This is a genomic window from Pseudomonas syringae group sp. 26L6, assembly GCF_032587815.1.
GTDB classification, from domain to species: Bacteria; Pseudomonadota; Gammaproteobacteria; order Pseudomonadales; family Pseudomonadaceae; genus Aquipseudomonas; species Aquipseudomonas amygdali.
Window position 1 is genome coordinate 334252 of the sequence record NZ_JAWHPJ010000009.1, and the last position, 26965, is coordinate 361216.

The 26965-nt window shown below is 59.5% G+C and carries 11 protein-coding genes and 2 pseudogenes (1 of these 13 cut by a window edge); 8 read left to right on the forward strand and 5 right to left on the reverse strand.

Annotated features, from left to right (window positions below; translation table 11 throughout):
• Positions 1–13514: the 3' portion of a non-ribosomal peptide synthetase gene (locus tag RYA97_RS04005; protein ID WP_316891932.1), read on the forward strand. It extends 4273 nt beyond the left edge of the window; the window shows 13514 of its 17787 coding nt (coding positions 4274–17787); its start codon lies beyond the left edge, outside the window; it ends in the stop codon at positions 13512–13514.
• 126 nt (positions 13515–13640) lie between these two features.
• On the opposite strand, the gene RYA97_RS04010 is transcribed toward RYA97_RS04005, so the two are convergent.
• From RYA97_RS04010 to RYA97_RS04020, 3 genes are all read right to left on the reverse strand, one after another.
• Entirely contained in the window at positions 13641–14309 is a 669-nt protein-coding gene (locus tag RYA97_RS04010; protein ID WP_042915731.1) for a helix-turn-helix transcriptional regulator, read from the reverse strand.
• 281 nt (positions 14310–14590) lie between these two features.
• Positions 14591–16027, reverse strand: a complete 1437-nt coding sequence (locus tag RYA97_RS04015; RefSeq protein WP_316891933.1) for a coniferyl aldehyde dehydrogenase — start codon at positions 16025–16027, stop codon at positions 14591–14593.
• A 152-nt stretch (positions 16028–16179) separates the two neighbouring features.
• On the reverse strand, positions 16180–16860 hold the full coding sequence (locus RYA97_RS04020; protein ID WP_005777396.1) for a TetR/AcrR family transcriptional regulator: 681 nt from the start codon (positions 16858–16860) through the stop codon (positions 16180–16182).
• A 163-nt stretch (positions 16861–17023) separates the two neighbouring features.
• Here RYA97_RS04020 and RYA97_RS04025 point away from each other — a divergent pair, with 163 nt between their 5' ends.
• From RYA97_RS04025 to RYA97_RS04055, 7 genes and pseudogenes are all read left to right on the forward strand, one after another.
• Positions 17024–17449: a DUF2147 domain-containing protein gene (locus tag RYA97_RS04025; RefSeq protein WP_219171629.1), complete on the forward strand. Its 426-nt coding sequence runs from the start codon at positions 17024–17026 to the stop codon at positions 17447–17449.
• 28 nt (positions 17450–17477) lie between these two features.
• A pseudogene (locus RYA97_RS04030) lies at positions 17478–18358 on the forward strand (TorF family putative porin).
• Positions 18359–18368: 10 nt separating this feature from the next.
• Positions 18369–19997 (forward strand): FGGY-family carbohydrate kinase, encoded by a 1629-nt coding sequence (locus RYA97_RS04035; RefSeq protein WP_316891934.1) that lies wholly within the window; start codon positions 18369–18371, stop codon positions 19995–19997.
• Positions 19994–20677, forward strand: a complete 684-nt coding sequence (locus RYA97_RS04040) for a class II aldolase/adducin family protein (protein WP_016981327.1) — start codon at positions 19994–19996, stop codon at positions 20675–20677. Before RYA97_RS04035 ends, RYA97_RS04040 begins: the two co-directional genes overlap by 4 nt.
• Positions 20674–22155: an aspartate aminotransferase family protein gene (locus RYA97_RS04045; protein ID WP_117139544.1), complete on the forward strand. Its 1482-nt coding sequence runs from the start codon at positions 20674–20676 to the stop codon at positions 22153–22155. The genes RYA97_RS04040 and RYA97_RS04045 overlap by 4 nt, the downstream gene beginning before the upstream one ends.
• A gap of 10 nt (positions 22156–22165) precedes the next feature.
• Entirely contained in the window at positions 22166–22786 is a 621-nt protein-coding gene (locus RYA97_RS04050) for a hypothetical protein (protein ID WP_316891935.1), read from the forward strand.
• A gap of 22 nt (positions 22787–22808) precedes the next feature.
• Positions 22809–23984: an MFS transporter gene (locus tag RYA97_RS04055; RefSeq protein ID WP_316891936.1), complete on the forward strand. Its 1176-nt coding sequence runs from the start codon at positions 22809–22811 to the stop codon at positions 23982–23984.
• Positions 23985–24194: 210 nt separating this feature from the next.
• Here RYA97_RS04055 and RYA97_RS04060 read toward each other — a convergent pair whose 3' ends face one another.
• Together RYA97_RS04060 and RYA97_RS04065 are read right to left on the reverse strand one after the other, a co-directional pair.
• Positions 24195–25106, reverse strand: a complete 912-nt coding sequence (locus tag RYA97_RS04060) for a hypothetical protein (protein WP_410478502.1) — start codon at positions 25104–25106, stop codon at positions 24195–24197.
• Between the two features lie 133 nt (positions 25107–25239).
• Positions 25240–26965: pseudogene (locus RYA97_RS04065) on the reverse strand (hypothetical protein); the annotation flags it as partial.

Consider the following 26965-nt stretch of genomic DNA (forward strand, 5'->3'; position numbering starts at 1 on the left):
TCGTCAATACCCTGGCCGTGCGTGTCGATACCTCGGGCGAGCCGGATGCTGTGACGCTGCTGGCCCGCATCAAGGCCCGCGTGGTGGCGGCGCAGGACCATCAGGACCTGCCTTTCGAGCAGGTGGTGGAGCGCTTGCGACCGCCTCGCAGTCTTTCGCATAGCCCTTTATTCCAGGCATCACTGACCTGGGACGGCAGCCAGGGTCTGGATTTGCAACTGGGCGACATGCACCTGGAACCGCTGGAAGAGCAGGCCGCTTTCGCAAAATTCGACCTGGCGCTGAGCGTCGGCGACAGCGCCGATGGTTTCCGCTGCATCGTGGAATATGCGACAGCGCTGTTTGACCGCAGCACCATCGAACGCTATCTGGGTTACCTGGAGGCGATATTGCGCGGCATGGTCACCGACAGCCAGACGGTCGTGAACCACATTCCGCTTTTGTCGGGTAGCGAGCGTCGGCAGTTGACCGACGGTTTCAATGCACCCGATGCGGTTTACCCGCAGGGGCTGACCCTGCACAGCCAGTTTGAAGCACAAGTGCAGCGCACGCCGGATGCGATTGCCGTAACGTTCGAAGATACATCCTGGAGCTACGCGACACTCAACGCCCAGGCCAATAAAATTGCACATCGCCTGATCGGCATGGGCATCAGTGTGGATGACCGTGTTGCCATCTGCACGCAGCGCAGCCTGCAAATGATCGCGGGCCTGCTGGGCATTCTCAAGGCCGGTGGTGCCTATGTGCCGCTGGACCCGGCTTACCCACTCGAGCGTCTGGCCTACACCCTCGGCGACAGCGCGCCATTGGCGTTGTTGAGTCAGCGGTCAGTGCAGCACGCCCTGCCGGTGTCAGACGTGCCGGTAATCAGTCTCGACGATGCCGATTTGCAGGACGAGTCTGCCTCTAATCCGCAGGTGCCGGTAAAGCCCACGAGCCTGGCTTATATCATCTACACCTCGGGCTCAACCGGTCAGCCCAAGGGTGTGATGATCGAACACCGCAACGTTGCACGACTGTTTTCGGCCACCGATGACTGGTTCGGTTTCAACGAAAAGGATGTCTGGGCACTGTTTCACTCGTTCGCCTTCGACTTCTCGGTCTGGGAAATATGGGGCGCATTGCTGCACGGCGGACGTTTGTTGATCGTGCCGCAACTGGTCAGCCGCTCGCCGGAAGACTTCTACAACTTGCTGTGCAGCGCAGGAGTTACGGTGCTCAACCAGACGCCGAGCGCGTTCCGGCAATTGATTGCTGCCCAGGGCGAGCAGGCGCAGGCGCACTCGCTACGTCAGGTTATTTTTGGCGGTGAAGCACTGGAAACAGCGATGCTCAAGCCGTGGTATGCCCGCAACGTGAACGCCGCAACACAGCTGGTGAACATGTACGGCATCACCGAAACCACGGTGCATGTGACCTATTACCCGTTGCAGCCCGAAGACGCCATGCGTGTCGGTGCCAGTCCTATCGGCAAGCGCATCCCCGATTTGCAGATGTATGTCCTCGACGCCCGCGGCGAGCCGGTGCCGGTAGGTGTGGTCGGCGAACTGTATGTTGGCGGTGCCGGTGTGGCACGCGGCTATCTGAACCGTGAAGCGCTCACGGCCGAACGTTTCCTCGACAACCCGTTCAGCCATGCACCGGATGCGCGCATGTACCGTACCGGCGACCTTGGACGGTGGATGGCCGACGGTAGCCTGGAATACATGGGCCGTAACGACGAGCAGGTCAAGATTCGCGGGTTCCGTATTGAGCTGGGTGAGATCGCGTCTCGCCTGAACGATCATCCGGATGTCATCGACGCTGTGGTAGTGGCACGCGAGGATGTGCCGGGCGACAAACGACTGGTTGGCTATTACACCTGCGGTGAAGATAAAACCGGGCTGGATATCGAGCAGTTGCGTGCCTGGCTGTCGGGGCTGCTGCCCGAATACATGGTGCCTGCGGCGTTTGTAAGGCTGGCCAGCCTGCCAGTCACGGCGAACGGCAAACTGGACCGCAAAAGTTTGCCGGCACCGGATCGCGACAGTATCGCCAGCCGTGCCTATGAAGCGCCGCAGGGTACGATCGAAATCGCCCTGGCCAGCCTCTGGGCCGAATTGCTGCATGTGGAGCAGGTTGGGCGTCAGGATAACTTCTTTGAACTGGGCGGCCACTCATTGCTCGCCGTGACCCTGATTGCGCGTATGCGTCGTCTGGACATGCGTGCCGACATTCGTGTTCTGTTTGTTCAGCCAACACTGGCAGCGCTGGCTGACGCCGTCGGTCGCGACACTGAAGTCAAAGTACCGGCCAACCTGATCGAGGCGCACTGCCAGCGCATTACACCCGAACTGCTGCCATTGGTAGCGCTGGATCAGCCAGCCATCGACCGTATCGTCGCGAAGGTGCCGGGCGGTGCCGCCAATGTGCAGGATATTTATCCGCTGGGCCCCTTGCAGACAGGCATTCTTTACCACCACCTGACCGCCGGGGACAGCGATCCCTACCTGTTGCAGCCGCAGTTCGCATTCGCCGACGTGTCGCGGCTGAACGCTTTCTGCGATGCATTGCAGCGGGTGATCGAACGCAACGATATGCTGCGCACCGCGTTGTTCTGGGAAGGTTTGCAAACGCCGGTGCAGGTGGTCTGGCGTCAGGCTCCCATGCACGTTCAAGAGACAGTGTTGCACGACCTTTTCAATGCCCCACGCATGGACCTTACTCAGGCTCCGCTACTGCATCTGGTCTATGCCCATGACCCCGCCAACCACAGGATTGCGGCGGTTCTGCGTTACCACCATGTGATCATGGACCATATTGCCCTTGATGTACTGAGCCACGAATTGCAGGCCGTACTGCTGGGCAACGAAGCTTCGCTCGTCGCGCCCGTGCCATACCGAAATTACATTGCCCACGTCCTGCAAGGGCCTGGCGACGAGGCCCATGAAGCGTTCTTCCGCGAGCAGTTGGGCGATGTCGATGAGCCGACCCTGCCTTACGGCCTGGTAATGGCATCGGCAGATCAGATTCCTGGCGAGGCCAGACTCACACTGGACATCGCCCTGTGCCGTCAGGTTCGTGATCAGGCAAGGCAACTGAGCGTCAGCGCCGCTACTTTGATGCACCTGGCCTGGGCTCAGGTCCTGGGGCAGTTGTCCGGGCGCGACAGCGTGGTATTCGGCACCGTACTGCTTGGACGGTTGCGCGGTGGCGAAGGCGGCGAGCGGGCCTTGGGTGTGTTTATCAACACCTTGCCGCTGCGCATGGACCTGGGCGGGCATTGCGCGCGCAGTGCGGTGCTCGACCTGCACGCTCGTCTGGTCGGCATGCTCACCCACGAGCATGCTCAGTTGGCACTGGCCCAGCGATGCAGCGCCTTGCCGGCTGGCGCGCCGCTGTTCAATACGTTGCTCAACTACCGCCACAGCGCTGTGCCTGAGGTTGATGACCAGGCAAGCAACGCTGCATGGCAAGGGATTGAGGTCGTGCATGCAGAAGAGCGCAGCAACTACCCGCTGACCCTGTGTATCGATGACTTCGGCGATGCGTTCAGCCTGACTGCCCAGACTGCGCCGGGTATTGATCCGCAACGGATTTGCGCTTATGTGCAACAAGCCCTTGTCCATTTGGTGCAGGCACTGGAGCAGCAATCGGAAACGGCTTTGATCGAATCATCGGTGCTGCCGGAGGCTGAACACGCGCTGTTGTCGGCCACGTTCAATAACACCCGTCGTGAATACCCCCGCGAGCAGCTCGTGCATCGCCTGTTTGAGCGCCGTGCTGCGCTGCATCCGCATGCAGTGGCTGCCGTGCATGGCCGCCGTTCGCTGACTTATGGGGAGCTGAACGAACGTGCCAACCACCTGGCCCATTACCTGCTGGGGCAAGGTGTGAAGCCCAATGAGCATGTGGCGATTCTGCTGCCTCGCTCGCTGGAACTGGTGATCAGCCAGTTGGCGATCGGTAAATGTGCAGCGACCTACGTACCACTGGACGTCAACGCGCCTGCCGAGCGGCAGCATTACATGCTCGATGACTGCCAGGCGAAATACGTGTTGACGCAGAGCGCCATGTCGACAGCCTCATCCGTGCGGCGTATTGATCTGGACCGCCTGACTCTCGACGACCAGCCTGCCCATGATCCGGGCCTGCCACAGGCCTCTGATACAGCGGCTTACGTCATGTATACCTCTGGTTCGACGGGGGCGCCAAAAGGCGTACGTGTCGCCCATCGCGGTATCACCCGACTGGTGTTGAACAACGGTTATGCCGACTTCAACGAGCAGGACTGCATCGCCTTTGCCTCCAATCCGGCGTTCGATGCAAGCACCATGGAAGTCTGGGGTGCGTTGCTCAACGGCGGGCAGTTGTTGGTGATCGAGCACACCACGCTGATTGACCCGATGCGTTTCAGCGCGGCCCTGCGTCAGGGCAATGTCAGCGTGCTGTTTTTGACCACCGCGCTGTTCAACCAATACGTGCAACTGATTCCAGAGGCACTTGGGGGCCTGCGCCTGCTGCTTTCAGGCGGAGAGCGCGCAGACCCGGCCAGCTTCCGCAAACTGCTTGCCCAGGCACCGGGTCTGCACCTGCTGAACGCTTACGGCCCCACCGAGACAACCACCTTCGCCACTGCCTGCCAAGTACGAACGCTGGCCGATGAGGCCGAGTACGTGCCTATCGGTCGACCCATCGGCAACACCAGTGTTTACGTGCTCGACGCTCATCAGCGCCTGACACCGCTGGGAGCTATCGGCGAGCTTTACATCGGTGGCGACGGTGTGGCGCTGGGTTATCTGAACCGCCAGGATCTGACCGACGAGAAGTTTATTGCCGACCCGTTCAGCGATCAGCCTGGCGCCATGCTGTACCGCACCGGCGATCTGGGTCGCTGGCTGGATGACGGCCAACTGGAATGCCTGGGACGCAACGACGATCAAGTGAAAATCCGTGGCTTCCGTATTGAGCTGGGCGAAATTGTCAATTGTCTGCACCAGTTGCCGGGGGTCAGAGAGGCCGTTGTTCTGGCTCGTGAGGACGAGCCGGGCAATGTACGTCTGGTTGCCTATTTCACCAGCCAGCCGGAGTCCGAGGCCCCCGGGCCGGAGCAAATGCGTGCGCATCTGCAGGCCAACCTGCCTGAATACATGGTTCCGGGAGCCTATATAGAGCTGACCGCGCTGCCGCTGACTGCCAACGGCAAACTTGACAGCCGTGCGCTGCCCAAACCGGATCACTCGTCGCTGCTGGGGCTGGCCTACGAGCCACCGCAGGGAGAGATTGAAGTGGCTCTGGCGCAGATCTGGGCGGAAGTTCTACAGATTGAACAGGTAGGCCGCCACGACCACTTCTTCGATCTGGGTGGGCATTCCTTGCTGGCCATGCGCATGGTGTCGCAGGTGCGTCAACAGATGGGCATGGAGTTGCCGTTGGGCGAGCTCTTTGCGCTGGGTGAGCTGGCTGCCGTCGCCAGTGCGCTGGCCGGTGCCGGGCGCAGTGAACTGTCGCTGATCCTGCCTGCACCGCGTGATCAGTCGTTACCGCTGTCGTTCGCCCAGCTGCGCTTGTGGTTCCTGGCGCAGATGGAGGGTGGCAATGAGGCGTACAACATCCCGCTGGCCCTGCGCATACAGGGCTTGCTGGATGTAGCTGCGCTGACCGCTGCGGTATCACGGATCGTCGAGCGCCACGAAACCCTGCGCAGCCGGTTCATCGCCTGCGAAGAGGGCGCAGAGGTGGTGTTTACTGCGCCTGCGGCCATGCCGGTCCTGCATGTTGAAGATCTGCGTCAAATGCCGGAAACACTGGCCGAACGTGTTGCTGTAGAGGCCACCGCAGCGTTCGATCTGACGCGTGGGCCACTGATCCGTGGCTGCCTGCTACAGGTGGAAGACGAGCAGCATGTGTTGTTGCTGACGGTGCACCATATCGTCGCCGACGGTTGGTCGCTGGGCGTGCTGACTCGCGAATTGCTCGCGTTGTACCCGGCATTGCATCAAGGCAAGGACGATCCCCTGCCAGCTTTGGCTATTCAATACGCCGACTATGCGGTATGGCAGCAGGGCTGGATGAGCGGCGAGCGCTTGCAACATCAGGCAGCCTATTGGCGACAAGCCCTGGAAGGCGCACCGACGCTACTGACGCTGCCTGCCGACCGGCCCCGCCCGGCGCAGCAGGACTTCGCCGGTGCCAGCCTGAACGTGCGGCTGGACGGGCCACTGACGGCAGGCTTGCGAGCGCTGGCGCAACGGCAAGGCGTCACGCTGTACATGACCTTGCTGACCGCATGGGGCGCATTGCTGGCGCGTCTTTCCGGTCAGACCGAAGTGGTGGTCGGCAGCCCGATTGCAGGACGCGGTCGTGCGGAGCTGGAAGGGCTGATCGGGCTGTTCGTCAACACCCTGGCCGTGCGCATCGATACAGCCTCGGCGCTGACCGGTAATGCATTGCTGGCACAGGTCAGGGAGCGGGTACTGGAGGCTCAGGATCATCAGGACCTGCCATTCGAGCAGGTGGTGGAAATTGTCCGGCCGACCCGCAGCCTGGCTCACTCCCCGTTGTTCCAGACCACGCTCAACTGGCTGGCCGGGGAAACCTCGTTACCGGACATGGACGGTTTGTCGCTGAGCGTGGTCGAGCAGGAGAGTCAGGTCTGCAAGTTTGATCTGTCGTTGAACCTCGGCGAGCAGGGTGACTCGCTGTTTGGCACGTTGGAATACGCAACCGCGCTGTTCGATGAGCCCACGGTGCAGCGCTATTACGGCTATTTCGAACAGTTGCTGCATGCGCTGGTGAATAATGAAAACGCGGTGCTGGGTGATATTCCGCTGGTGGGTCCGCAGGAACGTGAGTACCTGCTCGAGAGCCTTAACGCCAGCGCGGTGAGTTTCCCGCAAGGTCAAACCGTTCATGGCCTGATCGAAGCTCAGGCCGCACGTCAGCCTGAAGCAGTCGCTGCCCGGTTGGGCGAGCAGTCGCTGAGCTACGCAGAGTTGAACCGCCAGGCGAACAGCCTTGCCCATTATCTGATCAGCCTTGGCGTGCGCCCGGATGATCGGGTGGCGGTGGTTGCGCGGCGTGGTCTGGACACGCTGGTGAGCCTGCTGGCGATCCTCAAGGCCGGTGCCTGCTATGTGCCGGTGGATCCGGCGCATCCCGATGAACGCATTACTTACCTGCTGACGGACAGCGCACCGGTGGTGGTACTTGCTCAACAGACCTTCATCGCACGCCTGCCAGCGTTGGCGGTGCCGGTGATTGCGCTTGATCGACCCGAGTGGCCGGCGCAGGCGGATAATCCGCTGGTGGCGGGGCTGACGTCCCGCGAACTGGCTTATGTCATCTACACCTCGGGCTCGACCGGGCAACCGAAAGGCGTGATGGTCGAGCATGGCACCCTGGCCAACCTGGTGCATTGGCATTGCCAGACGTTTGATCTGCACGCAGGCAGCCACACTGCCAGCGTTGCCGGTTTCGGCTTTGACGCAATGGCCTGGGAAATCTGGCCGGCACTGTGTGCCGGTGCAACGCTGCACGTTCCACCTGCAGACATCGGTAACGAGCAGCTCGACGCGCTGCTTGACTGGTGGCTGGCGCAACCGCTGCACGTAGCCTTTCTGCCGACCCCGGTGGCTGAATATGCGTTCAGTCGCGAATTGCATCATCCGACCCTGCGCACGCTGTTGATCGGCGGCGACCGCCTGCGTCAGTTCCACCGTGACCCGGGCTTTGCCGTCATCAACAACTACGGCCCGACCGAGGCTACGGTGGTGGCCACCTCGGGCCGTCTGCTGCCGGATGGCAGCCTGGATATAGGCACACCGATTGCCAATACCCGCGTGTACCTGCTCGACGACCAGCAGCAACTGGTGCCCTTGGGCGTTGCCGGCGAGTTGTATATAGGCGGCGAAGGCGTGGCGCGTGGTTATCTGAACCAGCCGCAACTGACTGCCGAGCGCTTCCTGAGCGACCCGTTCAGTGGGCAGCCGCAAGCGCGCATGTACCGCACTGGCGATCTGGCGCGCTGGAATGCCGATGGCACGCTGGATTATCTGGGCCGTAACGATGATCAGATGAAGATTCGTGGTGTACGTATCGAGCTGGGCGAAATCGAGGCGCAGTTGGCGGCATTGCCGGGTATCGAGGAATCGCTGGTTCTGGCCCGCGAAGACGAGCCTGGGCAACCACGTCTGGTGGCGTACTTCATCGAACACGCCGCTGCCTCCGCCATTGAGGTCGCCGGACTGCGTGCCGAGATGCTGGCTCGTCTGCCAGGCTATATGGTGCCAAGCGCTTTTGTGCGCCTTGACGCCTGGCCGCTGACCGCCAACGGCAAGGTGGATCGCCGCGCCTTGCCTGTCCCGGACCGCGACGCTCTGCCGGGGCGTGAATACGAGCCGCCGCAAGGTGAACTGGAAATAGCCGTTGCCGAGATCTGGAGCGATTTGCTGCAGGTCGAGCAGGTAGGGCGCAACGACCACTTTTTCGAACTCGGTGGCCATTCGCTACTCGCCGTCACCCTGATCGCTCGCATGCGTCGTCGCGGCATGGACGCAGATATTCGCGTGTTGTTTGCCCAGCCAACCCTCGCGGCCCTGGCCCGCGCCATCGGCAACGGCAGTCAGGTGAAGGTTCCGGCCAACCTGATCGGTACGGAGTGCACCTCGATCACCCCGGACCTGCTGCCCTTGGTGAAGCTGGATCAGGCAGGCATTGATCGCATCGTCGCCAGCGTTACCGGCGGTGCGCCCAATGTTCAGGACATCTACCCGTTGGGGCCTTTGCAGGCAGGTATTTTCTATCATTACCTGTCAGCCGGTGACGATGACCCTTATCGCTTGCAGGCACGCTTTGCATTTGCCGACCGCTCGCGGCTGGATGCCTTTTGCCAGGCGTTGCAGCAGGTCATCGCCCGTAACGATGTGCTACGTACGTCGCTGTGCTGGGAAGGCCTGGAAACACCTGTGCAAGTGGTGTGGCGTCATGCCGACCTGCCGGTGATCGAATTGCCGCTGGCGACACTGGCCGATCCCGAACCGCTGGACCTTGTCCGTGCACCGCTGCTGCGTCTGGTGCACGCCGATGACCCGGACAACCAGCGTATCGTCGCGGTACTGCTGTTCCATCACCTGATCATGGACCACGTTGCCCTCGACCTGCTGAGCCGGGAATTGCAGGCAGTACTGCTGGATCAGCAGGCGCAACTGCCCGCGCCAGTGCCTTACCGCAATTACATTGCGCAGACCTTGCTGGGGGCGGGTGAGCACGCGCATGAAACGTTCTTCCGCGAGCAATTGGGTGACCTGGACGAACCCACCCTGGCGTATGGCCAGACTTCGCTGCCGGGGCCGGATGTTCCGAGTGAAGCCAGGCTGCGCCTGGATTCGGCGCTGAGCCAGCGGTTACGCGATCAAGTACGGCAACTGGGTGTCAGCCCTGCCAGCCTGATGCACCTGGCCTGGGCTCAGGTACTGGGCCGCTTGTCCGGGCGCGACAAAGTGGTGTTCGGCACCGTACTGCTCGGTCGCCTGAACGGCACCGAGGGGGCAGAGCGCACGCTCGGGGTGTTCATCAATACCTTGCCGCTGCGCATTGACCTCTCCGGTCAGACTGCACGCGACGCGGTGTTGCAGACCCACCTGCGTCTGACCGGATTGCTTGCCCATGAGCATGCCTCGCTGGCAATTGCCCAGCGTTGCAGCGCCTTGCCTGCGGGCGCGCCGTTGTTCAGCGCGTTGTTGAACTACCGCCACAGCACTGCGCCCGGAGAGCACGACGAGGCGGCCGAAAAAGCCTGGCAGGGGATCGAACTGTTGCAGGCCGGTGAGCGCAGCAGCTACCCGCTGACGCTCAGCGTCGATGACCTGGGCGAGGCGTTTGACCTGTCGGCGCTGACCACGACGGGCATCGATGCCCGGCGTGTCTGCGCGTACCTTTCCTGCGCCGTAGAGAACCTGGTGATCGCCCTTGAGCAAAAACTTACCGCGCCGATTCAGTCGCTGAATATTCTGCCGGTCGCTGAACGGAACGAACTGCTCAATGGCTTCAATGCCCAAGCGCTCAGCCCAGAGAACCCGCTGACCATTCACCAGCGTATTGAGCAAAAGGCGCTTGATCAGCCGTACGCTGTGGCTGCCCAGGCAGGCGACCAGCGCTTGAGCTACGCGGAGCTGAATGGTCGTGCCAACGCACTGGCCCATCACCTTATCGGCTTGGGCGTACGTCCGGATGACCGTGTGGCGGTAGTGGCGCGGCGCGGGCTTGAAACACTCACCGGCTTGCTGGCGGTGTTGAAAGCCGGGGCAAGCTATGTGCCGGTCGATCCGGCACATCCAGACGAGCGCATCGGCTATCTCCTTGAAGACAGCGCGCCTGTCGTGGTGCTGGCTCAGTCCGGCCTGCTGGCGCGTCTGCCCAGCCTGGCTGTACCGGTGGTTGTTCTAGATCGCCCGGACTGGTCGCAACGCACCGACAACCCGCATGTTCCGCAAATGACCACGCGTCAACTGGCTTACGTGATTTATACCTCGGGGTCCACCGGACTGCCCAAAGGCGTGATGGTCGAGCATCGGACGCTGAACAATCTGGTGGACTGGCACTGTCAGGCATTCGATCTGCGTGCGGGCAGTCATACCGCAAGCGTTGCCGGGTTTGGTTTCGACGCGATGGCCTGGGAAGTATGGCCTGCGTTATGTGCCGGTGCGGTATTGCATCTGCCGCCTGCGGAGATTGGCAACGAACAGCTTGATGTGTTGCTCGACTGGTGGCTGGCGCAACCTCTGCAAGTCGCGTTTCTGCCGACACCGGTGGCCGAATATGCATTCAGTCGCGAGTTGCGTCACCCGACCCTTAAAACCTTGTTGATTGGTGGCGACCGTTTGCGTCACTTCAATCGGGACCCTGGTTTCGCGGTCTTCAACAACTACGGTCCGACGGAAACCACGGTGGTTGCCAGCTCCGGTCTGATGGAGCCGGGCAAGGTCTTGCACATCGGCAAGCCTGTTTCCCATGCGCGGCTTTATGTATTGGATTCGCAGGGCCAGCCAGTGCCGCTCGGGGTGCCCGGCGAGTTGTATATCGGCGGCACAGGCGTAGCACGTGGCTATCTGAACCGCCCGGACCTGACCGCCGAGCGCTTCGTTGATGATCCTTTCAGCGACAGCAGCGAGGCCAGAATGTACCGCTCCGGCGACCTGGTGCGCTGGCTGGCTGACGGGACCCTTGAATACCTGGGCCGCAACGACGATCAGGTCAAAATCCGTGGGGTGCGCATCGAGCTGGGCGAGATTGAACAGCACCTGGCGCAATGCCCCGGCGTTGGCGAAGCCGTTGTGACTACGCAACGTCTGGAAGATGGCTCGTTGCGCCTGGTGGGCTACTTCACCCGTCGCGACGCTGCGCTCGACAGTGCCGCGTTGAGAGCGCACCTGCTAGGGCAATTGCCGGAATACATGGTGCCTGCAGTCTTTGTCGGTCTGGATGCACTGCCGTTGACCCAGAATGGCAAGGTCGACCGCAAGGCCTTGCCAGCCCCGGACATGGCCGCGCTGGCGAACCTTGCTTATCAAGCGCCGACCACGGCATTGGAGGAGCGTCTGGCGCAGCTGTGGGCCGAGGTTCTGGAAGTGGGCCGAATCGGCAGACACGACAGTTTCTTTGAGCTGGGTGGCCATTCGCTGTCGGCGATCCGTCTGGTCAGCCTGCTGCAAAAAGCAGGCTTGTCACTGTCTTTGGCTGAGTTGTTCCAGCATCCGAGCATCGCAGCGCTGGCCGGATTGCTCGACCAGCGTCCGACACCCTCGGTTGAAGCTCAGGAGGTCGTCACGGTAAGGGCAGGTGGCAGCGAACCGCCTCTGTTCCTGATTCATGACTTTACCGGTCTGGATGCTTACTTTCCGGTCCTTGGACAACACCTGCAGGGCGACTTCCCGATCTACGGCTTGCCGGGGGTTGGCCTTGGCCAGCAGCAATTGCGCACCATGGAATGCCTGGCGGCGCGGCTGGTGGAACGTATTCGGCAGGTCCAGCCACGCGGTCCTTACCGGCTGGCAGGCTGGTCGTTTGGCGGGGTTCTGGCCTATGAAGTGGCGACTCAACTGCTCGGTATGGACGAGCCCGTAGCATTTCTCGGCCTGATCGACAGCTACGTGCCGCGCCTGACTGATCAGGGCAAGGCCCGCTGGCAAGGACCTGACCTGCTTGAGCGGCAATTACTGTCGCACTGCATCGCGCACTGGAAAACCCAGGGCGGGGCGGGTGCTGCTGCATTGGCGCGTCTGACCTCATTGAGCGGACAGGCGACTGTGCCGGACTTTGAAACCCTACTGAAACTTTGCCGCGACGAGGAGCTGCTGTACGAGGAACTCGCGCAGGCCAGCGATCAGCAATTGCACCACTACCTGGACCGGGAAGTGGCGCACGGTCACGCCCTGGCGCATTACCAACTGGAACCGCTCGGTTTGCCGATCCACCTGTTCTGCGCAGAGCAGCGTCCAATGGCACCGACAGGCACCAGTCCTACATTGGGCTGGGGCGAAGTCCTGCCAAAAGGCCAGTTGCGTTGTGTCAGCGTGCCTGGGGACCACATGACAATGATGCAGGCACCTCACGTGGATACGCTCGGTCAGAGTATCAGTACGGCGTTACATGCAGTACCCGATACACCGCCGTCGACACCGGCTTATCAATCGCTGTTGGCCATCCAGAGCGGGCGGGATGGACATGCGCCATTGTTCTGCGTGCCGGGTGCCGGTGACAGCGTCACCAGTTTCATCGGCCTGGCCGAAGCGCTGGGGCCTGACTGGCCTATCTATGGTCTGCAGCCGCGCGGTCTGGATGGCCGCAGTGCTCCGCACAGCAGGGTGGAAGCTGCAGCGCAGAGCCATGTGCAAGCCATCGAAGCAATGTATCCACACGGCCCATTGCATCTGGTTGGGCATTCCTTTGGTGGCTGGGCGGCGCATGCCATGGCCGTCAAGCTTCAGGCTCGTGGTCGCGAGGTTGTCTCGCTGACCCTGATCGACAGCGAAGCGCCTGGTGGCGACGGACTGCGCAGCAAGCCCTATACCGCGACGGCAGTGCTGGAGCGGCTGATCGAAGCGCTGCAGTTGTCCGCTGGCAGAAGCCTGGAAATCGACCCTCAAGTGTTTGCCGACAGCGATGGAGACACTCAACTGCACCTCCTGCAACAGGCCATGGTGCGCGTCGGGCTGTTGCCACCGCGTTTGGCAGCACAGGCACTGCAAGGGATTGTTCGTACGTTTGCCAGCGCCATACGGACTGTCTATCGCCCAGAGCCGGGAGGCTACAGCGGCAGGGCCAGCCTGGTGCTGGTGGATGATCCGCAACTGGATGCTCTGGACAATCAGCTCGAGCAGGCGTCATCTGCAACAGGGTGGCAACACCTGATGCCGCAGCTGACGCTATGGCAGGGACCGGGCAATCACTTCAGCGTCCTCAAGGCACCAGACGTTTACAGTCTGGCGGCCTGGTGGTACGACGGATTGGCAATTGGCGTGGGAGAAACGCAATGAACCGTTTGACAGGACAGGCAGGCCACAAGCCAGGCCAGCGCTACCGGCGGTAAGGCGGCATGGGCGGGGTGATCGATATCGCCCCGTCCTGTGGCATTGGCTACCTATTGCGCTCTTGAAAGTTTTTCAACAGGCTGAACAAGCGCTTTCCGATGAGCCATACATCCAGCGCATCAGCGAGTGCCGACCGCTGATGCCCAGTTTGATGGCGGCGCGGCGCTGGTAACTGCCTACCGTATTGACCTTGAGCGCAAGCCGTTCGGCCTGTTCGATTGCGGTATGACCGGCGAGCAAACCGATGCACACCTGCATTTCCCGCTCGGACAATGTCTGACCTGTTTCGCGCAACCGGTCATGAAAACGCTCTTCAACGCTTTCGGTTTTTTTCGGTTCGACAGTGATCATTGTCATTTGCAAGGCATTGACATGTCTTTCGAGTATCGAGAATAAAAGCGGAGAGATAGTGCTTAGCTGACGACGTTCATTGTCCGAAAACTCATGCGCAGGCAGCGCCCTGAAGACGGTTATCTTGCAGCTGAAGTTCTCCGAGGCCTGCGCGGGATAAAGATGGATCGAGTCGCTGAGCAGCAGGGTGCCGGGTGAGGATGTCACCGTTTCGTTGAAAACCGTGGGTGCCGACGCGGGCAACGTTTGCCATGGCTGGGGCAGTGAGGAGAGGTGGGTGGCATCCACGGCAAGCTGAGTATCGATAAGCTTGTGGAACATGCTGGAAAAATGGCCGCTGCCGATGCTGGCTATGGCCCTGCCTATGTGGGGTAGTAGTGTGTGTGGCATTGAGTCATCCATGATTTCAGAAATGCTGACACTAGCTTAGACGTTAAACGCAAACAGCGGTCACATCAACTTGGCCGTGGGTGATGTGGCCGCTAGATGCCCGCGTTAGATGCCTCTTAGAACACGGCTAGTTGAAGTGAGCCAAGAATAACGATCTGATGTTACATAAATAATGAGTCATCACAAACAGTGATTATCGTTGGCGGTGCGAAAGGCAGGGCAGGCGGGCATATCGAGCCGGGGCGACGTCCTGTCGCCTGACGCGGTTGCTCGGCAAGCGTCTATTTGCCGAGCATGAAGCGGGTTACAAGGCGTGTCAGCCGTCCATAAGGTGCCGAGACCTTGTCAGACATGTTGAAGCGACTCAACGTGAGAACACCGCGTGCATGGGACAGACGAACGAAGCCCTCATAGCCGTGATAGGCCCCAGTGCCACTTTGCCCGACGCCGCCGAACGGCAGATCATCCTGAGTCGCGTGCAGCATGGTGCCATTAATGGTCACACCACCGGATTGTGTCCGGTTCAGCACCTGATTCACGGACGTCTGGTCGTTGGAAAAACAGTAAAGGGCCAGAGGCGCGGGGCGATCATTGATGAAGGCTATGGCTTCATCCAGGGAGTCATAGGCAAGTATCGGCAGCAGCGGACCAAAAATCTCTTCCTGCATCAGGTCCGCATCGAGCGGTACATCCGTGAGCGCCATGGGCGCAATTTTACGTTCGAGGGTCGACACCGGCGCACCGTGTTGCCATGCTTTCGCCCCCTTTGAGATGGCCTGGTTGGCCATGCTCACGAGGCGGTCGTGGTGGCGCTGGGAGATGATCGAGGTGTAGTCCGGGTTACCTTCGAGTGTCGGATAAAGTTTTTTCGCGGCGGCCAGCCACTCGCCGGCAAAACTGTTTACATGTTCGCGCGGGACCAGTATGTAGTCGGGTGCGACGCAGGTCTGCCCAGCGTTGAACAGTTTGCCGATAGCAAGCATCCGTGCCGCTTTTTTAATCGAATAGTCCTCGCAGATCACTACCGGTGATTTGCCGCCCAGCTCCAGTGTCACCGGCGTCAGGTTACGCGCAGCCGCCGCCATGACATGGCGACCTACATAGGTCGACCCGGTGAACACCAGGTGGTCAAAGGGCAGTTCACTGAACTGGCTTGCCAGCAGGGCATCTCCCGTGACCACTGTGACCTGCTCGGCAGAGAATGTTTCACCCAGCAATTGCCGGAGCAGCTCAGAGGTTCTGGGGGTCAATTCCGAAGGTTTGATCATCACCCGGTTGCCCGCTGCCAGTGCCTCTATCAAGGGCACCAGCGTCAGCGTCAGCGGATAGTTCCAGGGCGCGAGAATACCGACTACGCCCAGCGGCTGATAAATGACCCTGGCAGTCGCGGGCTTGAAAACAATACCCACCTTGCGTCGGGAGGGCCGCATCCACGCCTTGAGATGCGAGCGAATGTGCTTGATGCCGTTGATGACAGGCATCAGCTCGCCGAGCCTGGTTTCAGCGAAGGAGCGGTTGCCGAAGTCTGCGCTGACCGCTTCAAGCAACCTGTCCTGATTGTCGCTGACCACCCGCAGAATGGCGTTGAGGTCGGCGATTCGTTGAGCGTAGGAAGGCACCCCTTGCGCGCGAACTGCAGCTTTCTGCGCCTCGAACAGCTCGGTTAGCCCCGTAGCGGGAGACGGCGTAGTGGGCGTGATCCTTGCGGGCTGATTCATGAAGCTGCTCCTGTGGCTGCGTATTTTTATAAGATAGATGCAGTGTTGCGATTACGTTCTGGCTCACGTAACCGTACAGAACCATCGCCAACCGATGAAGGGGCGATCCGGCCGGTTCAAGCGGCCAAAACGGTCAACCTGTTCTCGCGTACTCATTTGTCAGGTGCAGGTTCGGGATCAAGGCGATCCAGATGGCTGACGATCATTGCCGCTACCATGGCGCAGGTCTTCGCCGGGTCGAGAGGCTCATCGAACAGCAATTCGATGGTGGCGTGAATCATCTCGACCGCCACACGGGCAACCATAGCTATCTGCTTGGGATCAGCCTCGGGAATAGCGCTGGCAATGATAGCGGCCTGGGCCTTGGACACCCTGCGGTGAGAGTCGAGCCGCACATGCTCCAGCGCAGGAACCGCCCTTAAAGCCTTCAGCGTCCACATGCCGCCCAGCGTGGCTTCGGTAACCCGGTAAGTATCCAGAATCAGTTCGGCAAGCGCCTGCTCCAGAGCCTGCGGCGTACCTGCGATCAGCTCGGGGGTGATCCAGTGATCAATCCGCTCGTTCTGCTTCTCCAGCAAACGTTCGCCAAGAACCGTCAACAGCGCGTACTTATTGGGGAAATAGCGGTACAGCGCTGGCGGTGTAAGGCCTGCCCGTTCGCACACCAGATTGGTCGACAAGCGCTCTATACCGACTTCGCACAAGGTGTTTGCGGTGGCGACCAGAATACGTTCGTAGGTTTCAGTAGCGCGTTGCTGCGCAGGCAGCTTCTTGCGCTCGGCGGTTTTGCCTGCGACCTGCGCAGGAAAGGGTTCAGTTTTCAGCCTGGCCATAAGTACCTGTCAAAAAAGAGTGGGGCGTCAGCAGGACGGTCGAAAAAAACAGTTGCTCCACGATAAAATGATAGCTATAACTATCGTGTAGCGATGACTATCATAACTGAAGCGTCGTTAGTGTGACGGTCTGTTAAAACAAAAAATAAAAAAAGGTGACGCTATGAACGCACGGCAATGGCTTTTCCTCTCTTCTGTTCTGATGTGCTCCACCGGTATTCATGCTGCTGCGGGACCGCTGGAGGCAAAGGGCCTTTGGTTGACGGCGGAAAAAGACGCCGTGGTCAAGCTTGACGACTGCGCAGACAAGGCAGGCGCCATCTGCGGGCAGGTTGTCTGGGTCAAGGATGTTGCCTCGACGTCGAGTGACTGCGGTGTACAGATTCTACAGCTGACCCGCTATGACCAGGATGCCTGGCGCGATGGCTGGGTGTACGACCCCCGTGATCAGAAAAAATATAAGGGCGCTGTCCGGGTCAAGGACGGACGCCTCAATGTAAGGGCTTTTGTCGGCACCGAAGTTCTCGGCAAGACAGAGCAATTCGAGCGTATCGCAACACTGCCTCCTGCCCCGGTTTGCAAATTGTAAATCCGGCCCTTCAGCGTGGGAGAGAATCATGCGCACTTATACAACTCGCTATGTAATGGCTGCAGCTTTGTGCTCCGCAGCAGGCAGCACCCTGGCTATTGCAGATGAAATGTCGAGCTACGCGGTGGATATCACCGCCAAGGCCAGTTCGGACATTCGCACCCGCGGCATTTCCGATTCCCTGAATCGTCCGGGGGCCAGAGTAACCATTCAGGTCGCTCATGAAACAGGCCTGGTTGCGCTTGCCGAATTTTCTACGGTCAGCAAGAAGCAGTTCCTCGACGGTGATGGTCTGGGAGTGCTGCTCGCAGGGGGTTATCGCTTTGGCGATCCCGATGCCTGGCACTATGGTGTGGGGCTGGCGGCGGAGATGTTTCCGGGGGCTCAGTTCAAAGCGCCCAATCGCTTCGATTTCGAGACCTTCACGGCGGGCGATGAGCACACGACCAATTACAACAGTCAGTTCGCCGTGCTGGAAATCGGTTATGGAGCACTTGAAGGCCGAATTGCCAGGGTTCTGTCGAAGAACTACCGGGGCGCCAACAGCGGTGGCGTGTGCGGTGCGCAATTGCAGTTCCGTGAGGACCCGACCAAAGGCTGGAATGCTACGCCAAGGGTGACCAGAACTCCCGAGGCAGCATGTTGTATGACCTGGATTATAAATACGCGCTGGGCATTAATACCAACCTCAAACTGCACGCCGGTTATCAGCAGATCGCCAACTTTTCGGAAGCGAACTTCGCTGACTACGGCGTAGGTCTGGTCCATCACTGGTGGGGCTTTGACTGGGGACTCGACTGGGTGACTACCAAGACCCGGGCGCGTGAGCTGTATATGGCCGAAGACGACGGACATGTGCGAACCACGGATGGCAATCGCTGGGTGGCGTCGATTTCCCGCACATTCTGAGTAGACCTTTATGACTTCGCTTTTCATTTCCCGGACGCCTGAGGCGGTTACCGGCCTGGAGCAACTCGTCCTCGCGATTGACCTGGGAACGTCCGGCTGCAAGTGCGCACTGGTCTCCATGGAGGGAGATATCCGGGCCTGGGCATTTCACGGTGTGCCGTTGCATGTCAGTGGCTTGAGTGCAGAGCAGGAACCGGAGGACTGGTGGAATGCTTTCCTGCTTGGCACCAACGAGTTACTGGGAGCCGACCCGCTCAGACGTCGTCAGGTCGTGGCCATGTGTTGCTCCACGCAAAGCGAAGGCACGGTCTGTGTCGACCGCAATGGGGCCGCGATTGGCCGGGCACTGCTGTGGCTGGACAAGCGCGGCGCCGACTCCATCAAACAGCGAATGGGCGGAGGCTGGTGCAATCTGGGCGGCTACGGGCCACTCAAGCTCTGGCGTTCGTTGCGACTGACAGGCGGGGTGGCGTCTCTGTCCGGGATGGACTCGGCCGGGCACATGGCCTACATCCTTGATCATGACCCTGCACGGTATGAAAAGACCCACAAGTTCCTGAATGTGCTCGACTACATGAACATGCGGTTGTCGGGTCGTTACTGTGCGACGGGCGACTCGATGCTGACCGCCTGGATTACCGACAACAGGGACCCTCACCGCATTCGCTACGATGACGGGCTGATAAGGGCGCTGGGCATCGACGCTGGCAAACTGCCTGAGCTGGTGGGCTCGACCGAAGTCATTGGCACATTGAAACCCGAGCTGGCGGATGTACTGGGGCTACCTCGATCCACGCCTGTGGTTGCGGGTGCCGTAGACACTTCGGCAGTGGCTGTTGGTGCCACGGTACGTGACTTTGCTCCACACCTTTACCTGGGCACCTCGTCCTGGGTAGGTGCTCATGTACCGTTCAAGAAATCCAGTGTTCGTCACCATATTGCTGCGGTTCCCAGTGCGGTCAAGGGCCGTTATCTGGCAATGGCCATGCAATCGGCTGCAGGCGCGAACCTGTCGTTTCTGCGTGACAAGGTGCTTTACCACCCGGATGAGCTGTTGAGCGACGAACAACAGCCGGATGTATATGCCTTGCTTGACCGTATCGCAGCGCGCGTGCCGCCGGGTTCGCGGGGGTTGATCTACACGCCATGGCTGTGTGGCGAACGCTCCCCGGTTGGTGATCCGAGCCTGCGTGCCGGCTTGATCAACCTGAAACTCGAACATTCCAGGGAAGACATTATCCGGGCCTTCATGGAAGGCGTTGCCCATAACACGCGCTGGATGCTGGAGCCGTTCTCGCGGTTTATCGGCCAGTCGAGCGGAATCATCGTCGCCACCGGCGGCGGAGCGCAATCGGATGTGTGGTGCCAGATCATGGCCGATGTCTGCGGGCGGGTCATTCAGCAACCGCACAACCCCATTCAGACCAACGCCCGCGGAGCGGCATTCATCGCTGCAGTAGCGCTCGGGAAGTTGCAGTTCAACGATCTTCCGACACTGCAAAGGCCGCATCGACTGTACGAGCCATCCCGGTCAACCCGAAACCTGTATGACGACCGCTTCGCCACGTTCAAGGAAGTCCGCAAACGCCTGGCACCGCTGTATCGCAGGTTGAACCCATCGCAGGAGACGACACCATGAACAATGTCCAACAACAGATCGTCGACCTGTCGCGGCACCTCTCACGCCGCGGCTTCTTCGCCGCCACCGGCGGCAACCTTGCGCTGCGTATCGACGCGCTGCACATCGCGGTCACACCGTCGGCCACCGACTATTTCAGTATGCGACCGGAGGATGTCTGCGTCCTGCGACTCAAGGATCTGCAGCAACTGTCAGGTGAACGTTCGCCTTCGGTGGAAAGCGAGTTGCACGCCAAAGTCCTGCGCAGTCGCCCGGATGTCAATTGCAGTATCCACACCCACCAACCCCTGGCCAGCGCTTGCACATTGTTCGGCAAAGCGTTGGACGTGCCTTACCCGCCGCTATGGAAATCGCTGGGCAAACGCATTCAATTGGTGGGTTACGCGCCGTCCGGCTCCGGCTGGCTGGCCGGCAAGCTCGGCAGGGCCATCCGGCCGGATCACAACGTTTACCTGATGCGCAATCACGGCGTTCTGTGTTGCGGTCCGGATATCGAGACCACCCTGACGCGCCTGGAGGACCTGGAAACATTCTGTCGTGATCATCTTGTCAACCAGATCAAAGTCAATACCCGTGGAAAACCTGAGTCACGCGCTGCAGTGGCCCGCCTGATCAATGCCCTGACCAGTTCCAGCTCGCACGCACTCAGCCCTCAGACTTTTTCAGAGACTCAATCATGAACAAACCTCTTGATCCTGCCAGCATGCCTGCAATTCCCGAATCGGCTGTATCGCAATGGCCGGACGTCGATTCCCTCTACCGCCGGTTCGACGAACTGGTGAAGCAGCCCATTCGCCCGATCAAACGCGAAGCAATGAGCAAGGTCATGGGCTATTTCGACGAGCGCTGTCAGGGCTCCAAGCGTCTTTCCGAGGCAGCCAAAAAAGTCATACCGGGAGGTGTGCAACACAATCTTGCGTTCAACTATCCGTTTCCGCTGGCCTTCGCCCAGGCCAAAGGTGCGCACCTGACGGATGTCGACGGCAACCGCTACACCGATTTTCTACAGGCCGGTGGCCCCACTTTGTTGGGTTCGAATCACCCGGCCATTCGCGAACAGGTCAACCGTATTCTCGATGAATGCGGGCCGGTGACCGGCTTGCTGCATGAGTACGAGGTCAAGCTGGCCGAACTGGTCTGTGAAGTGATGCCCGGTGTCGACATGCTGCGCTTGCTGGGCTCGGGCACTGAAGCAGTGATGGCAGCGGTACGTCTGGCACGCGCCTACACCCGCAAGAAGTGGGTGATCAAAATCGGCGGCGCCTATCACGGCTGGAGCGATCAACTGGTCTACGGCATGCGCTTGCCGGGCACTGGACGCATGGAGGCGGTGGGCATTCCGCGAGGCGCTACGGCAAACACCCAGGAGAGCCCGCCCAATAATCTGGATGCATTACGCCGCAGGCTGCAGATCAATCGCCTTCGTGGCGGCACTGCAGCGATTATGGTCGAACCCTTTGGCCCGGAAAGTGGCACACGCCCGGTACACGCCGACTTCAACCGACAGTTGCGTGCACTGTGTAACGAATTTGGCGCACTGCTTATTTTCGACGAAGTAGTCACCGGGTTCCGTGCGGGTCTGGGCGGCGCGCAAGCTTATTTCAATGTCATGCCGGACATCACGGTACTGGGTAAATGCCTGACGGGAGGCTACCCGATGGCGGGTGCCATTGGCGGACGCAGAGACGTGATGCAACTGCTTGCCGGTGGCATTGGTACATCTTCCCGAAGGGCGTTCGTGGGCGGGACGCTGTCGGCCAACCCGCTGTCGTGCGTCGCCGGTTATTACGCGCTGCTGGAGGCGCGCCGCCTGAATGCGCCGGCGCTAGCGGGCAGGGCGGGCGACCGCATGCGCGCAGGACTTGATGAAATCATCAATCGACGTGGCTTGCCCTATGTAGCCTACAACATGGGCTCTATCGTGCATCTGCAGACTTCCGGTGTGCTGCTGCTCGACACCAGTAATCCGCTCAAGCTGCTGAGGGCACGCAATGAGGCCAAGACCCGCAAGCACATGATGGAGGAGATGGGGGCTGCGTATACCGCTCATGGCCTGATCACCCTCGCGGGCAGCCGTATCTACACCAGCCTGGCAGACACCGACGACGTCATTGATGACGCGCTTGAGCGGTTTGACGCCGTTTTTCAATGGGTGTGAGGTGAGCACCATGCGCGATTTACTTCGAAAACAGTGGTTTGAGCTGCGCGAACGGATGATGGGTCAGGTGGACTCACACAGCAGTATTTCATTGCGCTTGCCAGGCGAACAGGGCATGTGGCTGGGGAAACTCGACGACCTGGCACCCCAGGCTGTCGCGTTGTCCGATTCCGCAGAGGACGAGCGCCAGACCCACGCGGCGATCTATAGGGTTCGTGCCGATGTCGGCGCGATCCTGATCGGCGGTGGGGCCTTTGCAAAAAGCCTTGTCGATTTTGGCGGGGTCCTGCCGATTCTATTTGATGAGCAGGCGCGTCATATAGGCCACATGGGGTCGCCCGCCAGTGCTGACCGGCCCCTGGCATGTGCATTGACGCGTGGCGGCAATGCCGCGGTTATCGATGGAACTCCGGTTGTGATGGGCACCACAGGCCCTCGAATGGTGCTCAACGCAGAATTGTTCGAGAAATGCGCGAAAGCCTACACCCTGGCCAAGGCGTGCGGCACACACCTCACGCTGCTGCCTTGGTGGGTGGTGCTGGTCGCCAACGGAAGGCTGATGAAAGACGAGAAGCGGGCGGCGCAGTGCTTTGCCGAAGGCAAGATCCCACCAGAAACCCGCGGTTACTAAAACTTCTCAAGAGGCGTATGCCATGCAAACGTCGTCCGCTGTAACTCGCAGGCATTTGAGTGCCGCATTGGCACTGGGCTCTGTCGCGGTGCTGATGGTAGGGCTGCAACCATTGCTTCTTGGCGAATTACTGGCGCAAGACCACGTGTCGCTTGAGGGCGTAGGGCTGGTAGCCATGGGCGAAATCGTGGCGCTGGGGCTGGGCGTGGTAATGGGTGATTTGCTGCGGTCAATGCTCAACCTGCGCCTGCTTACGGTAATCGCCATTCTGTGCGCAGCCGGAATGGACCTGGTTACGGCCAATGTTACTGGCGACGGGCCGTTAACGGCGGCTCGTGCGCTGGCGGGACTGGCCGAGGGGCTACTGTTATGGGGGGCCGTGAGCCTGATCGTTCAGGGGCCTGCGCCGGATCGGGTCGCAGGTGTGTTCATGGTGGTCCAGACACTGGCTCAGGCGCTGATAGCTGCAACACTTGCATACCTGATATTGCCTGATCAAAGCGTCTACGCAGGCTTTGTGTTTCTTGGAATTCTGACCGCAGGCTCCGTGCTGTTCGTTGCCTGGCTACCCAAACGCCTGCCGCAACAGCCTGACAAACAACCGGATACATCAGGCTTCAAATGGAACCTGAAGCAGGTCCTGCTGTTGATGCTGGTGTTCATGCAGCTCTCGGCGGTAGGCGGGCTTTGGGCGTACCTGGAACCGTTGGGCATTCACGCAGGACTGGATGCGCACTCGGCGCAATTGCTTGTCTCGGCGATGCTGTTCATGCAGGTCCTGGGCGGCTGTCTGGGCATTTTGCTGGTGCGCCGGGTGCCTGACTATTCGATGCTGGCCGCCGCCGCACTGCTCCTGGCGAGCATTGCGCTGGGCATGTATGTAACGGCTGATCAGGGCGTGAACGTATTTCTGGGCCTGTGCGGTCTTTTTGCCCTGATCTACCTGATGTTGACGCCGTTTCAAGTGCGCATTGCGCTTCATATTGACCCGTCGGGACGCATAGCAGGGCTCATTCCGGGCATGCAACTGCTGGGCTGCGCATTCGGACCGTTGCTGGCGTCGCAGTGGGTGTCTGACGACAACGCTCAACCGGTGCTGCTGGTCAGTGTCTGGCTGTCGGTTACGGCGCTGTTTCTGGTTGCGCTGTTGCACCGGCGGGCCGTCAGTAGAAGGGTTGGCGTTGCACGCAGAGCTTGAACCGTGCGCGAGCAGCAGCGGCGGAGCCATTGCAGTTGAAAGGCACGCCGCCGCCTTCGGAGTTATTTTGAAACTGGTGGTGTCTGGATCGTTCAGGTGATGCTGCTGACATGCAGACTACCGCGACGCATTTGGGCACTTGCCGAAAGCGCTATGCCTCTCTAGCGTGTGACATCGAGCGCAGATCCACCTCAGGCGTGAGATGGCACCTCATGACCCGTAATCCACATACCGCGCCATAAGGTTAGGGCGGCTAAACGTATCGATCGCATAAACCCGCTGCCACATGGTATCAACCTCGGCCTTGAACGTGGCGTCATCCATGTCGACCCAGTAGCGAGGGTCGCGACCGCGCTGCTGATCGTAGCTGGCAGTGACCGGATCCAGGTGCCGGTACGGTTCAAACAGTGGAATGTCCGGAATCGGGCCGCTGGTGTCCATGTAGTTTTGCAGGAAGTCCCAGAGTGCGCAGGGGCGTTGCTGGAAGTCGTCGGCGTTCATCAGCATATGAAAATTGATCTTACGGTCTTCATAGCGATGCTGAAGCAGTAGCCCGTATGTAGGACCGTGAAGATTATGGGTGGTGGTCATGTAGGCGTCGAACTCATAAAAAGGCGCAACGAATTCGTCGATCACACCTTCTTTTCGATGGCGTTTATAGTCGAATATAGTGACCAGACCGGTTCTGCGATTAAGCTCCCAGAGTGGGCCTTTTGGGGGGCGGAGCCAAACCAGAGGGAAATGGTAAATGACAACGTGGCCTATAAGCCAAAGCAGTAAAGGGCTACCTAAATACAACGGGTAGGCCCCTAAAAGTAAGTCTACGGTTACCGCCTGCCATGGTTTATGGGATACCGATATCAGAGACAGGTGTGCTAGCACTATGAAAGGGGAGAGCACGATGAATCCTCCTTTCCCGAGTTGTAATGAGATCAGCCAAAACCGTGACCAGCGTGGAAGAGGCGCAAATCTGAAATGCTCGTGGTCACACTTATTGTGAAGTTCGACTTCTTGATGGAGTGCCGGCATATCGGTTCCAGCTGTTTTGTTTTTCTCTTTTTCTTTCGCTACTTGCTCCCAGATCCTCATTTTTTCTGGGGTGGACTCCTCAAGGAGTTTCATTGATGTCGTCTGTTGAGTTTTTCCCCAAGGGAGTCGGGCCGAGCAAGAGTGATATGGCTCCGTGCGCAATGATGCCTGCTCGGGAATATTGCCAGGTCGGTAGGCCAGGCTTTCGTAGTGGCGCTCATTCGGATCAATCATTGGAAGAGGCCTTGTGAGCTTCTTCGTCAGCCCAGAATGGCTGGTTGATTTTGTTAAAGTTGGCCGTTGCCCAATCTTGGCTATATTGAGTCGGGTCCTTGATCGGCGGAGCAGGGAAATAGCGTTGCTCTCCTCCGCGGGTCAAGATGAATTGTGCCCTCACTGCCCATTGGTAATAGTGTCTACTGCTACCAGTAGGTGAAGCTTGACTAGCTGGCGTGGCAAAAAATAACTCCAATGCGTCCAGGTGAAGACGCTGGGCTTTGGGCGCTTCAGATCTGTAAGCGATTTCAATTCCTGCGCGATAAGGTACACCCTGATTATTCGCTCTTTCGGTAATCCGGCACAGCTTGCAGACAGCGTGAATGCTCAGGTTTTCGAGACTGCCGATAAGTCCCGGCAAACGACTCTGCAGGCGAATGATTGTGTCCGCGCTACGTATGGCATGCGGTATCTCTGTGCGAGGATAAAATGCGGCTTGTGGCTCATAAACCGGGTTTTTTTCTATTGAGATACTGATGCCGGCAAGCAGGCTTGTCAGCCGGTAAAAGGCCTCTGAAGGTTCCTGTAAATACCGGTCAATTGAATGGCTCTCGCCGAACGGACCGTTTGCCAACCATGACTCCAATGGCGTCGAACTGAGCAAGATAACCACTCCTACGCCCACGCCTATCAGCAATAATGCGGCCCAGCCCAATACCGTGAGATTGAGGAGCGTTGCAGCCGCCCCGAACAAGGTTCCCAGCGAACCTGCTAGCCCACCTATAGATATCAGCAAATATCCGTACAGGGCTTGATCGTTCCACTGCCATGCGTGCCATGCGTCAATAGCATTGACTACGGAAAGAATTCCTCCGGAGAAAAAAATACCTATGATTCGACCAGTCACTTTTTCAGTTAACTTTTTGGCTAGAGTTTCACCAAAAAAAGTAGCCGCCTTTTTCGAGGAGATATTGAATAGCGTCTTTCTGGCAATAGATAGTGATGATCGTTGGCCTGCCAGCTTGACGGCCAGAGCCTCCAAAGCAATTGCCAAGTCCAGGTACGCACCTCCAATACCACCAATTGCTCTCAAATCATTTTTTTCTCTAGCAGTTTGTCTCAACGCTTCATATTCCGAACTCACATTCCAAACCTCCAACATCAACACCGCCAGACAAAACGGTGTCGACCCCAGCACCCGATAAGCCGCCTTGTTCTTCTCCGAATCCAGCCCCTCAATGGCCTCGCTCAATCCGCTCTTCGCCCGAATATGACCCAGCTCCGCGTCACCCACCGCGCCTGCTGCTTCCCGAACTTTTTTGAGCGTTCGGTTCATGTCGCCGACCACCTGCGCGGTTTTGTGGCCGCGTGGGATCACCAGCACCAGATGGTCGCCCTTGGGCAGGCGGATAGAAGAGGGATGCGGTGGGGCGATGTCGCCAAATGGCGTTCCGTCGGGTCTCAGGTATTCGCCGTAACTTGTTTTTGGCAGAGACTCTCTGCCGGGCAGGTCTTCCAGGCCGAATACGTAGTGTTGCGGCGTGACCAGATTACGGCGGATCAGGAAGGCCGCACCAAAATGCTCGGGCATCATGCTGCGCAGTTGTTGTACGCCTCGGCCCTGGCGGTTGACGTTGATCTTGTCGGCGTTTGCACCGAGGCGTTCTTGCATCCGGGCCAGTCGGTCGTTTGCCGACCGGACCTTGGCATTGGCGCTGTTTGCATTACCTTTGGCT